An 11,650-nucleotide genomic window follows, 5' to 3' on the forward strand; every position below is an offset into this window, starting at 1 on the left:
CGTAGTCTGATGCCTGGCGGCGTTCGCCGCCGCACTGCGTGAAACGGAGGCTGGAATGAGCTCGATCAACGACGACGACATCACCACGAACGCGGCGTCGGCCGGCGAAGGCACGGCCGACGGCGGCGCGAACGCGGGCGGACACGACGGCGGAGCCGACGGCTCGGCCGGTGGCGAGGGCACGGCCGACGGCGGCGCGAACCCGAACGGACACGACGGCGGAGCCGACGGCTCGGCAGCCGACGAAGGCACCGCCGACGGCGGCGCCAACCCGAACGGACACGACGGCGGCGCCGACGGATCCGCTTGATGAGCGTCACGGAGCGCGGGTCGGATGTCCGGCCCGCGCTTTCGCGTTGCGTCGCGATCGCCACGGGCGACTTCGCTGACGAGTACTGGGGCAAGCGCCCTCTGCTGACCACCGCGCGCGAGCTGGGGCAGGACTTCTCCGATCTGTTCAGTCGCGACGATGTCGACGAGCTCGTGTCGTCGCGTGCCTTGCGCACCCCGTTCGTGCGGATGGCGAAGGAGGGGGATGTGCTCCCTCCCGCCCGCTACACCGCGCCCGGTGGCTTCGGCGCGGAGATCTCCGACCAGGTCAGCTCGGAGAAAGTCCTCGCCGAGGTCGCCGCCGGCGCGACACTCGTGCTGCAGGGGCTGCACCGCACCTGGCCGCCGATCGCCGAGTTCGCGCGGGAGCTGGCGGGTGAACTCGGGCATCCCTGCCAGGTGAACGCGTACATCACCCCGGCTTCCTCCCGGGGATTCGACCCCCACTACGACGTGCACGACGTGTTCGTGCTGCAGATCCACGGACAGAAGCACTGGACGATCCACGAGCCCGTGCATCCGGATCCGCTGCGGGACCAGCCCTGGAGCGACCACCGAGCGGCCGTGGCAGCTCGCGCATCCCGAACCCCCGCCATCGACGCCACCTTCGAACCGGGGGACGTGCTCTACCTCCCCCGCGGCTGGATCCACTCGGCGACGGCGCTCGGTGGCATCTCGATCCACCTGACGATCGGCGTCGCCGCTTACACGCGTGACGAGATCGTGCGCGAGGCCATCGTGCGTGCGGCGGAGTCGGCCGCGCTCAGGTCGTCACTTCCGCTCGGCTTCGATCCGGCCGACACGGATGCGCTGCGACCGATCGTCGAGGCGACGCTCGCCGACCTCGTGACCGCCCTCACCGATGCGGCTGCCGAAGCCGCAACGACCCGCGCGGTCTCCGAACGGCTCAGCGCGAAGCGTCGCACGGACACTCCGCCCGCCCCGCTTCGCCCGCTCGCGACCGTGGAGGCGACGGCTGCGCTCGATGCGTCGACCGCAGCGGGTCTCTCCGTGGTGCTTCGCCCCGGGCTGGTGCCACGGGTGTCGTTCACGGAGGAGGCGGTGATCGTGCGATTACCTGCCAAGACGGTCAGTCTCCCGCTCGCGGCGGGACCTGCCGTCGAACGGATGCTGTCCCGGAATCCGGTCGCTGTTTCCGATCTGCCCGAACTCGACCTGGATTCCGCGGTCGTCGTCGTCCGCCGACTGCTGCGCGAGGGCGTCGTGGTGGTCGTCGACGGTGGCTGAGCCGGGCTGGGAGCCCTGCAGCAACCGGTCCCTCGAGCGCAACGATCCGCTCGCCGGCACGGCCGGTCTCGGCGAGCGCTGGTTGCTCGTCGAGATCGAGAGCGCCTGGGGCGAGCACGCGTTCTTCTCCTCGGCTCTGGATGTCCAGATCGCCGCCCGACTCGTCTCCCGGGCCGAGGCGGCCGGCATCCGTCCGCTCGCCATCCGTCGCACGCGCCTTCGGGCGGAGGAGCGCAGATCGCAGACGTCGTGGCAGTGGGCGATCGTGGACTGCCGACCCGGGCGCCAATCGATCCGTTGGGGCCGGGTCGATCGTGTCGAGGATCTGCTCACCCTTCCGCTCGACGGCTCGGCGGGCGAGGAGAGCGACCAGCCGGTCTATTGCGTGTGCACGCACGCGCGCCACGACCAGTGCTGCGCGGTTCGCGGCCGTCCGGTCGTGGAGGAGCTCGCGCGACGCCATCCCGAGGAGACGTGGGAGTGCTCGCACCTCGGCGGCGACCGGTTCGCAGCCACGATGATCGTGTTCCCCCACGGCCTGCTCTACGGACGGGTCACCGCCGCCGACGTCGAGACGGTGGCCGAGCGGTACTACGCAGGTCTGATCGCGCCGGAGTATCTTCGGGGCCGCACGTCGTTGACCACGATCGCCCAGGCCGCGGAGGCGTACGCCCGCGCCGCGTCCGGAGACGACCGCATCGACGCATACAGCGTCGTGTCGGAGCATGCGCATCCGCACGGCTGGACCGTGGAACTCGCGCACGACAGCGGGAACGTGACGGTCGAGGTGGGCGAGCGGCTCTCGGAGCCGCTGCTCAGCACCTGCGGCGCCACGATCCCCCGCCGCGTGCGCGAGTTCGCCGCGATCTCCATCGCGCCGGCATAGTCGCGGTTCAGGCGACCGACCCCGCGACTACGCCTGCGTCGGCGCCTGCAGAATGCGCACCATGTTGCCCGACGGGTCGCGGAACGCGGCATCCCGCGGGCCCCACGGCTGGTCGATCGGCTCCTGGAGCACCTCGGCTCCGGATGCGCGAAGCTGCTCGAACGTACCGTCGATGTCGTCCGTGTTGAACACGACCATCGGCATGACGCCCTTGGTCAGCAGCTCCTGGATCGTGTCCCCGTCGGCCTGCGAGCGACCGGCGTGCGGGTCGCTGAGCACGATCTGGGTGCCGGGGCGGTCGGCGCTGCCGAGGGTGATCCAGCGGTGGCCGCCCGAGGACACATCCTGAACGATGTCGAGGCCGAGCGCGTCCCGGTAGAACGTCAGCGCCTCTTCGGGGTCGTTGACGGTGACGTGGTAGTACTGAAGTGAAATGGTCATGGGACCAATCTAGGAAGCGGCAGCCTTGGGCGCTTCTTCAAAACTGCTCGGCTTCTTCCGCGTCGGCTTGGTGACCTGTTTCGCTTCGCAGGACGGCATGGCCGCCACCGCTGCGTGCTCCCGAGCCCGGTATGCGGTCGGGGTCTCCCCCAGCAATTCGGTGAACCGGGTGCTGAACGAGCCGAGCGATGTACAACCGACAGCCATGCACGCGTCGGTGACACTCATCCCGCCCCGCAGCAGCGCCATGGCACGCTCGACCCGACGGGTCATCAGGTAGCTGTACGGCGTCTCGCCGTATGCGGCGCGGAACTGGCGCGAGAAGTGCGCGGGCGACATGAAGGCGCGCGCCGCGATCGTGGGCACGTCGAGCGGCTTCGCGTACTCGCGGTCGATCAGGTCGCGCGCACGTCGAAGCTGCGTGAGCGTCGCGAGCTCTTCAGGAGACACGAAATGAGCGTACACCGGAGCGTTTTCAGTGTCCCTCGACGAGACGGATGAACGCGCTCAGCTCGGCGACCCCTTCAGGTCTCACGGGCAGGTACTCCGTCAGTTCGGGCGAGTGCACCAGGTATGCCGCCCATTTCGCGCGCGAGATCGCGACGTTGAGCCGGTTCTTCATGATCAGGAACGACATGCCGCGCGGAACATCGGCCGCTGAGGACGCGGCCAGGCTGACGATGGCGACCACCGCTTCCTGGCCCTGGAACTTGTCGACGGTCCCGACGCGCACCCCCGCGAATCCGGACGCCGTCAATGCCTCGCGCACCGTGGCCAACTGGGCGTTGTACGGCGTTACCACGATGACGTCGGCCTCGGTGAGCGGCGAGTGCTCGCGGTTCGCACTGGGATCGGTCCACAGCGCGCCCACGGTCCCTCGCACGAGTTCGACGACGCGCGCGGCCTCCTCCGGCGACTCGGTGGCATTGCCGACGTGCGCGACGGGCACAGGATGCAGTCCGGGCGCCACCCCTGTGAGCCACCGCAGCGAGGCTTCGGGATGCGCGTGCAGCCGCCCCTCGTACGAGAGCTGCGACACGCGCTCGGTCAGAGCGGGATGCATCCGCCTGCTCTCCGCGAGAAAGTAGCCGAGCTCGGGAGGCAGTACGTCGTGACCCTCGCTGACCCAGCCGAGCGCCGATCCGTCGACGGGTTCCGGATGCGTCCCCTGGCTCACCTGCGGAAGCTGCTGCGGGTCACCCAGCAGCAACAGATTACGGGTAGAGACGCCGGCGGCGATCGTCGCGGCCAGCGAGAACTGACCGGCCTCGTCGACCACCAGCAGGTCAAGACCGCGGCGCGGGATGCGGGCCGGGTTGCTGAAGTCCCACGCCGTCCCGCCGACCACGTATCCCGTGGCGGCGTTATCGAGGGCGAAGAGAAGCTGCCCATCCTTCTCGAGCTCGGTGAAGCGGTGACCGCCCTCCTCAGGACCGACCTTCGCCACCTTGCCGACGAGGGCGGCGTCGAGTCCCGCCCCCACGACCGCATCGAGGAGATGCTCCACGACCGTGTGGGATTGCGCGACCACACCGACCTTCCAGTGATGTTCCCGCACGAGCTTCGCGATCACGCGGGCACCCAGGTAGGTCTTCCCTGTGCCGGGCGGACCCTGCACGGCGAGATACGAGCCGTCGAGGTCGAGCAGACTGGCCACCACCGCGCCGATCGGATCGCCGTCGTCGACGGCCAGCTTTCCCGAACGCGTGCGTGGGGCCACTCGCCGGAGAACATCGGCCATGGGCTCGGCGGGCCAGCCAGGCTGCGCGGCGAGCACCTCCTCGGCCCACGAGTCGATCGCGGCCTTCTGCTTGCCGACGGGGAGCGGCTTGGGCGGCGCCAACACACTCGGCAGGGTGCGATACGGCAGCACGTCTCGCGCGAGCGTCTCCTCGATCAGAATCGCTCCGTCGTCCAGCACATCAAGCACCCGGACCGGCCGCGCTGACCGCGCTCCTGGTTCGGCAGACCCCGACGGGAACGGTCCAGGATATTCGTACAGCAGGTACGGTCCCGCCTGATCGCCGGGCCGGATGGAGCTGCCGGCGGCCAGCCTTCCGCGCAGGACGAGCTCGCGTCGATCGGTCTTCTGCAGTCCTTCGCGGTACCAGTCGCGCACGACGCGGGCGCTCTCGACGACCAGGACGTCGCGGGTCTCCTCCCACTCCTCGATCGGCTGCACGAGCCGCGAGAAATGCCCTTGCCAGAAGCTCTTCTGCTCGCGGCGGTGATAGTCGATCGCCGCAGCAGCGAAGGCCGCAGCCGTCTCGTCCGCACTCCGCTCGGTCGCGAGCGGATCCCCGCCAGCGCCAGCAGGTCATTGCGCAGGGTCGACGGTTCGACCTCGACGATCTCGCTTTGCGGAACGAACTCCCCGATCGGTATGCCGCTCTCGGCCGCCCGTGCGAGCAACCAGTCCCGCAGTCGCAGCGTCGACACGCAGTCGTAGCGGTTGTAGTCGCCGATCGCGTCGAGCATCCGCTGCGCCTCGGCCTCTTGCCCGAGTGCCAGTAGGTCGCGCGCGTTCGCGTACTCGGTGATCGAGTCGGCCGCGTTGGTGACGTCGCTCTCGCGCAGCTCGTCGCCCATGTAGAGCGGTTCGAGCTTCTTGATCGAGTACGACCGCGAACCGACGCGCAGAGCCTTCCTCACGACAGGGTAGAGGTCGACCAGCACATTGTCGCGCAGCAGCTGGTCGACGTCTTCCTCACCGACGCCGTGACGAGCCGCGATGTTGAGCAGGTGTGTTCGCTCATACGACGCGTAGTGGTAGATGTGCATGCCGGGATGCTCACGACGCCTCTCCCGCACGAACGCGAGGAACGCCTCGAGCGCGACCCGTTCGGCCGCGAAGTCGTGCGCCCAGAACGCCGTGAACTCGGCATCGGTGTCGACCAGACCGAACAGGTAGTCGAGACCCCACCGCACGCCGGGTCCCTCGGTGTAGAGCGGGTCGCCCTCGAAGTCGAAGAAGATGTCGCCGGCTTCGGGATGCGGCAGCACGGCGAGCGCGGGGGCGTTGTACACCGTCACCGGCGGCGGCGACCCTGCCACCGCATCCAGCTGCAGGCGCGCCTGCTCCCGCAGACTCGCCACCGTGCTGTCCGCGACACCGTCGACGGGACCGGTCGAGTGGGCGAGGTCGTCGATCGTGACGATGCCCGCCTCGATCAGGTGGGTGCGCTGCGTGACGCGCATGCCTGCGACGAGCAGGCACATCCCGGGCCGCCAGGATCTCGGCCTCGCAGGCGTCGCAGTGCCCGCACACGGTGAAGCGCGGATCGCCCCACTGCACGGGGCCGACGTCGGCCAGGTGCTCTCGCACGATCCAGAGCAATCGGGCGCGTCGCTTGCGGTACACCGGTGCGATGTCGACGAGCCGGTGCTCGCTCACGCTGCCGTCACCGAGCAGCAGCTCGACCGTGTCGTCGGTCGGGACTCCCAGTCGCTCGAGCTGCTCGGCGTATGCGGCGAGTTGGAGCAGGGCGGTGACGCGCGCACTCCGCGCGAGTTTCGAATCCTGAACCCGGAACCGGCCGTCGGGACGGCGCACGATGAAGTCGGCGAACCCGACGAACGCGCCGTCGAAGAACGTGGCCTGGAAGACCATCTCGGCGCCGCCGTCGAACGCCGCCTTCGTCTCGGCGACCGCCGCGGCCAGCGTGTCCGCATCAAGCCGTTCGGGGCGTTCGATCTCGACGACCCCGGCACCGAGCTGCTCCTTGTAGCGCTCCAGGATGCGCCGCTCGTGCTCGTCGCCCAGCCGCGAGCTGCGCACGTACAGCGGATCTTCGATCTCTTCGGCCGCCTCGATGCGCCCGAGTTTCACGTCAAGCGTTCGGAGAAATGCGAATTCGCACTTGGACGCCGTGGTCAGATCGCTCGCACTCGTGATGACGACCCCGTCGAGCAGGAACACGCTGCCCTCCGTTCGTCCGCCAGCGTTTCGAGCGTACCGGCAGCCGACGACACCGCGCCGTCAGGATCGACCGTCAGCCGGCTTTGGCGGCCGCCTTGATCGCACGCTTGGTCTCGCGCACCTTCGTCAGGGACTCGGGGTCGACGATATCGGCGACCGAGCGATGCGAGCCTTCCTCGCCGTAGGCGCCGGCCGCGTCTCGCCAACCCGCCGCATCCACGCCGTACTGCTTGCCGAGGAGGGCGAGGAAGATCTTGGCCTTCTGCTCGCCGAATCCCGGTAGGGCCTTGAGTCGCTTAAGCACCTCGGGGCCGTCTGGCTCGCCCTTCGTCCAGATCGCAGCGGCATCCCCGCCCCACTCGGACACGATCGCGGAGGCGAGCGCCTGCACACGGCCGCCCATCGAGCCGGGGAACCGGTGAACGGCGGGAGGCTGCTTCATCACGGCGACGAGTTCGTCGGGCTCGATGCCGGCGAGCGTCGCAGCGTCCAGACCGCCGAGACGGTCGCGCAGCTTGGCCGGACCGGCGAACGCCGTCTCCATGGGCACCTGCTGATCGAGCAGCATCCCGATGAGCAGCGCGAGCGGGTCGGTGGAGAGAAGGGCGTCGGCTTCCGCGTCGCCGGTGATGTGGAGGTCGTGGGTCATAGTCCCATGGTGGCACTCGAACGTGGTCGCGGCCAGGTCAGGAGGCTCGCACCCCGATGCCCTCAGCCAGGGACGGATGCGCGCACCGCCCACGCGCGTGCCATCAGCGGTATCGTCCCGTCGTCCGCGATCGGCAGGCGTGACCGAAGCAGCTCGCGCAAGCTCGCCCGCGGGTCCTCTCCGAGGGACATAACGTACAGCGGTCCGGGTCCCTGGCCGCCGAGGAACGGCTGCCAGTAGTCGTCGAAGTCGACGAAGACGGTGGGGATCTCGATGGCCGATACGACCGCATCCCGAAGCCCCGCGTCCTCGAAGCCGGTGGTCAGAGCGGCGGGTGTGCAGAGCGGGAACCGCGCGCTCTCGTCGAGTGCAGCGCCCGCGGGGTCGAGCTCGGCGACCGCATCCCAGAATGTCTTGATCAGCTGCATTCCTTCGGCGTAATCCCAGACGTAGGCGGCGATGGTCGCTCCGGCGCGAGCGACCCGTCGCTGCTCGGCGAGCGCCGCAAGCACGTCGGGCACGAAGTTCAGGACCAGCCCCGACACGAGCACATCCGCCGAGCCGTCGGGCAGCGGGAGGGACTCCGCGGTTCCCGCGGCGACGACGGCCCGTGAGCCCAGTCGCTCGGCAGCGAGCGCTCGGAACCCGGCCGACGGCTCGACGCCGATCACCGAAGCCGGGTCGCAGCGGTCCAGGATCGCCTCGCTCAGCGCGCCGGTGCCGCTTCCGACGTCGACCCACCGCTCGCCCGGCGGTCGGCCCAGCCAATCAAGGAACGGCGCCGCGATGCGTCGGCTCCAACGGCCGATGTACTGCTCGTATGCGTCGCCGCGCTGCCACGTGTCCGACGCGCCTGCGTCGGTCATCCCGTCACCCGGTGATCGTCATTCGGTCGATACCGCCGTCGCCCACCGCGAAGGTGAAGGTCGACGGCCCGTTGAAGCCGCCGCCGCCGACTTGAGCGCTCACCGCGACTCCCGACTCCACCGCTTGGTACGACAGCTCGCTGAGCGTGACCCCGACTCCGATGAACTCGGCGTCGCTCCATCGTCTGATCTGCTCGCGGCCCGTGAAGATGCGGCCCCAGTCGTCGACGGACCCGGCCGTCGCGAAGGTGTCAAGGAACGCATCCAGATCGTGCGCGTTCGCCGCGGCGAGCGCGGCGGCCACGGAGGAAGGCACTCGATCGTTCTCCATGCGATCAGTGTGCTCCCCCACGCGCTGCGCGCCAAGACCTTTCGCGCACCGTGCGGATGCCGTTCAATGAGAACCCCGCCATTCCGCACTCGAAAGGTCCGCCATGTTCGATTGGGTACAGCTCGCCGACCTCGGCACCGCCGTCGGCACCACAGCGCTCGCCATCGCGACCTTCGGTGCGACCCGGTCGGCCAACCGATCCGCCCGCTTCGCCGAGCGCGCGCTGCTCGAAGGGCTGCGTCCCATCCTGTTGCCGTCCAATTGGTCGGACCCGGTGCAGAAGGTTCGGTATCAGGATGGCAAATGGCTGGCCGTCCACGGCGGGCACGCGGCCCTCGAGATCACTGACGAGACGATCTACCTCCTCCTCGCCGTTCGCAATGCTGGAAGCGGTGTCGCGATCCTGCACGGGTGGCACCTGCCTGAGTCGGGAGAGACCGAGCCGTCGCCGCTCAGCGAGTTCCACCGGTTGACCCGCGACATCTACGTTCCGACCAATGATCCCGGGTTCTGCCAGGTCGCCATCCGGGACCCTCAATCCACTGACTTCGCCCGAGCGCGGGAGGGCGCCGCCGCCGACGGGTTCCTGATCGATGTCCTCTACGGGGATGCGGAGGGCACGCAACGTGTCGTCTCGCGCTTCTCCGTATCGTCCGGTCCGACCGGGCATCCGGACGACAGCGGCGAATGGCTGTTAGCCGTCGCTCGGCACTGGAACCTCGACCTGCCGACGCCTCGCAGTTAGCGCAGGCTGCGTACGCGGCTCTGGAGCGGGCTCCCGATCCGCGTCGAAATGATCGGCGAGGAGTCCGAGAAGCGCCGCGGCCGCAGCGCTCGGCCGAAGTCGGCTCACTGCGCTGAGCACCCACTCCACGTCCTCGACGAGCGGACGGACCACCGCGCCCCGCACGGGCAGCACCGTCAACTCCGGCATCACGGCGACCCCCAACCGTGCGGCCACGAACCGCGGGATCTCACCCAGGTCGGAGACCTCTGTCGCGATGTGCCGCCTCAGTCCCAGCTCGGACAGTCGGCGGTCGAGTGTGACCCGATTGCCGAAGCCTTCGCGTGCGTCGATGAAGCGCTCCGTCATCAGCTCGGCCAGCGACACTCGCTGTGCCCCGGCGAGGGGATGCGCCTCCGGAAGCACCGCGACGAACGGGGACACCGCGAGCCGCTGGTGCAGAAGTCCAGGGACTTGGCCGGGAAGGCCCATGAACGCGACATCCACACGGCCGAGCCGCACATCGTCGGCCAGCCCGGTCGACCCGCTCGGCGACGGCCCGAGCCGCAGGTCGACCAGCGGATGCCGCGAATGGAACTGGCCCAAGATGCCCGGCAGATCGATCGTCGTGAGATTGGTGAAGATGCCCACGCGCAACTGCCCCCGAAGGCCCGCGTGCGGGTCCGCCAGGCTGCGCATCCGTTCGCTCGCCTCCAGCGTCGCCCTGGCTGCGTCCACCATCTCCTCGCCCACGGGCGTCAGACGAACGCCCTGCGGGTCGCGCTCGAAGAGGGAGACTCCCAGTTCGCGCTCCAGGGACCGGATGCCGGCCGACACCGTCGACTGCGCCGCGAAGACGCGTTCCGCCGCCCTCGTGAAGTTGAGCTCCTCGGCCACGGCCACCAGGTACTCGAGCTGTCGGGTCTCCATCCCGTAATCGTATTATGCGATTGCAACCATCGATCATGTTCGTTGGACACGATTATTGTTCGGGTGGATCATTACTCACATGTCCACTTCCGTCACCGAGTCCCCCGCCTCCGCTCCCCGATCCCGCTGGCGTCTGCGCCATGGCGCCGGCTTCTGGGTCATCGCGGCGGCGTTCCTCTCAGTCATGGCCTTCTCGACTCTCCCGACTCCCCTGTACGCGCTCTACCAGGAACGCGACGGCTTCCCCACCTGGGTGGTCACGGTCATCTTCGCCGCCTACGCGATCGGCGTGCTCGCGAGTCTGTTCCTCGTCGGGCACATCAGCGACTGGGCGGGCCGGCGCAGGATGGTCCTGGTCGCCATCGCGCTGGAAATCGTCGCCGCCGTGGTGTTCCTCTTCTGGAACGACGTGAGCGGGTTGCTCGTCGCCCGCGTCATCTCCGGAATCGGAGTCGGCGCCCTCACCGCGAGCGCGACCGCCCACTTGGGCGAGCTGCGTTCGGTCGCCCGACCCGACGAGGGTCCGCAGCTGGCCGGCACGGTCTCGACCGTGGTGAACACGGGCGGCCTCGCGCTCGGGCCGCTCATCGCGGGAGCGCTGGCCCAGTTCCTTCCTGCGCCGCTCATCCTGCCGTACGCGGTGTTCCTCGTGATCTTCGCGATCGCCACCGTGGCGGTGGCCCTGGTTCCCGAGACGGTCGAGCGCGCCGAGGAGCGGCCCGCGTACCGCCCGCAGCGCATCTCGCTCCCCGCCGGAGCTCGCAGCACGTTTTCGGCCGCCGCCGTGGCAGCCTTCGCCGGTTTCGCCGTGTTCGGCCTGTTCACCGCTCTCGCCCCGACCGTTCTCGCCGGAACGCTGCACGAGACCTCGCGGCTGATCGCCGGAGCCGTGCCGTTCAGCGTGTTCGCCGCCTCCGCGGTCTCGCAGATCGTCTTCGCCCGACTGTCGGGTCGCGCGCAGCTGGTGCTGTCGTTGATCCTCGTCGTCGTGGGCTTGGCCGGGCTCGCGGTGGGCGTGCTCACCGCGGTGCTCAGCGTGTTCGTGGTCAGCGGCATTCTGGCCGGGGCTGGCGTCGGGCTGCAGTTTCGTTCGGCGATCGGCGTCGCCGCATCCCTCGCCGAACCGTCGCGCCGCGGGGAGGTGCTGGCCGCGATCTTCTTGATCGCCTACATCGGCCTGGCGGTGCCCGTCCTCCTGGTGGGCGTGTCGCTCATCCTGTGGCCCGTCGTGCCCGTGCTCGTCGTGTTCGTGGCGGTGGTCGGGGTGCTGAGCCTGCTCGCCGGGCTCCGGATGCTCACCCACACCGCGCGCTCGTAGCTCGCGCA

14 protein-coding genes are annotated in these 11,650 nt (G+C 69.3%); 6 read left to right on the forward strand and 8 right to left on the reverse strand.

All coding sequences use genetic code 11. The features are described 5' to 3' along the window. Positions 1-55: 55 nt before the first annotated feature. From ACQ86A_RS13640 to ACQ86A_RS13650, 3 genes are read left to right on the forward strand one after another with little or no spacing between them, the layout of a single operon-like run. Positions 56-310 carry a BatC protein gene (locus ACQ86A_RS13640; RefSeq protein WP_431277536.1) on the forward strand — a complete coding sequence of 85 codons (255 nt, stop codon included), beginning with the start codon at positions 56-58 and terminating at the stop codon, positions 308-310. Further along, complete coding sequence (locus tag ACQ86A_RS13645) at positions 310-1,578, forward strand: cupin domain-containing protein (protein WP_431277537.1); 1,269 nt, start codon at positions 310-312, stop codon at positions 1,576-1,578. Before ACQ86A_RS13640 ends, ACQ86A_RS13645 begins: the two co-directional genes overlap by 1 nt. Beyond that, on the forward strand, positions 1,571-2,464 hold the full coding sequence (locus ACQ86A_RS13650) for a sucrase ferredoxin (protein WP_431277538.1): 894 nt from the start codon (positions 1,571-1,573) through the stop codon (positions 2,462-2,464). Before ACQ86A_RS13645 ends, ACQ86A_RS13650 begins: the two co-directional genes overlap by 8 nt. 27 nt (positions 2,465-2,491) lie before the next feature. Here ACQ86A_RS13650 and ACQ86A_RS13655 read toward each other — a convergent pair whose 3' ends face one another. From ACQ86A_RS13655 to ACQ86A_RS13670, 4 genes are read right to left on the reverse strand one after another with little or no spacing between them, the layout of a single operon-like run. Next, positions 2,492-2,905, reverse strand: coding sequence for a VOC family protein (locus ACQ86A_RS13655; RefSeq protein ID WP_431277539.1), 414 nt, complete (start codon positions 2,903-2,905; stop codon positions 2,492-2,494). Between the two features lie 9 nt (positions 2,906-2,914). Next, positions 2,915-3,355, reverse strand: coding sequence for a helix-turn-helix transcriptional regulator (locus ACQ86A_RS13660; protein ID WP_431277540.1), 441 nt, complete (start codon positions 3,353-3,355; stop codon positions 2,915-2,917). 25 nt (positions 3,356-3,380) lie between these two features. After that, positions 3,381-4,835 (reverse strand): DEAD/DEAH box helicase, encoded by a 1,455-nt coding sequence (locus ACQ86A_RS13665; RefSeq protein ID WP_431277541.1) that lies wholly within the window; start codon positions 4,833-4,835, stop codon positions 3,381-3,383. After that, positions 4,802-6,103, reverse strand: coding sequence for a TM0106 family RecB-like putative nuclease (locus tag ACQ86A_RS13670; protein WP_431277542.1), 1,302 nt, complete (start codon positions 6,101-6,103; stop codon positions 4,802-4,804). The genes ACQ86A_RS13665 and ACQ86A_RS13670 overlap by 34 nt, the downstream gene beginning before the upstream one ends. On the opposite strand from ACQ86A_RS13670, the gene ACQ86A_RS13675 reads away from it, so the two are divergent. After that, a complete protein-coding gene (locus ACQ86A_RS13675; RefSeq protein ID WP_431277543.1) occupies positions 6,093-6,923 on the forward strand; it encodes a hypothetical protein in 831 nt (276 codons plus the stop codon). The genes ACQ86A_RS13670 and ACQ86A_RS13675 overlap by 11 nt on opposite strands. Here the strand turns inward: ACQ86A_RS13675 and ACQ86A_RS13680 are convergent. The 3 genes from ACQ86A_RS13680 to ACQ86A_RS13690 form a co-directional block, all read right to left on the reverse strand. Continuing rightward, a complete protein-coding gene (locus ACQ86A_RS13680) occupies positions 6,898-7,473 on the reverse strand; it encodes an HhH-GPD-type base excision DNA repair protein (RefSeq protein WP_431277544.1) in 576 nt (191 codons plus the stop codon). The genes ACQ86A_RS13675 and ACQ86A_RS13680 overlap by 26 nt on opposite strands. A 62-nt stretch (positions 7,474-7,535) precedes the next feature. Continuing rightward, positions 7,536-8,339 carry a class I SAM-dependent methyltransferase gene (locus tag ACQ86A_RS13685; RefSeq protein WP_431277545.1) on the reverse strand — a complete coding sequence of 268 codons (804 nt, stop codon included), beginning with the start codon at positions 8,337-8,339 and terminating at the stop codon, positions 7,536-7,538. Between the two features lie 4 nt (positions 8,340-8,343). After that, a complete protein-coding gene (locus ACQ86A_RS13690) occupies positions 8,344-8,670 on the reverse strand; it encodes a nuclear transport factor 2 family protein (protein WP_431277546.1) in 327 nt (108 codons plus the stop codon). A gap of 103 nt (positions 8,671-8,773) precedes the next feature. Between ACQ86A_RS13690 and ACQ86A_RS13695 the strand changes: the two genes are divergently transcribed. After that, a complete protein-coding gene (locus ACQ86A_RS13695) occupies positions 8,774-9,415 on the forward strand; it encodes a hypothetical protein (RefSeq protein WP_431277547.1) in 642 nt (213 codons plus the stop codon). Here the strand turns inward: ACQ86A_RS13695 and ACQ86A_RS13700 are convergent. Then, positions 9,365-10,324 carry a LysR family transcriptional regulator gene (locus ACQ86A_RS13700; protein WP_431277548.1) on the reverse strand — a complete coding sequence of 320 codons (960 nt, stop codon included), beginning with the start codon at positions 10,322-10,324 and terminating at the stop codon, positions 9,365-9,367. The genes ACQ86A_RS13695 and ACQ86A_RS13700 overlap by 51 nt on opposite strands. A 79-nt stretch (positions 10,325-10,403) precedes the next feature. Between ACQ86A_RS13700 and ACQ86A_RS13705 the strand changes: the two genes are divergently transcribed. Further along, a complete protein-coding gene (locus ACQ86A_RS13705) occupies positions 10,404-11,642 on the forward strand; it encodes an MFS transporter (RefSeq protein ID WP_431277549.1) in 1,239 nt (412 codons plus the stop codon). Positions 11,643-11,650: the final 8 nt, after the last annotated feature.

The sequence above is a fragment of the Leifsonia poae genome (assembly GCF_050632195.1).
Lineage (GTDB): Bacteria > Actinomycetota > Actinomycetes > Actinomycetales > Microbacteriaceae > Leifsonia > Leifsonia poae_C.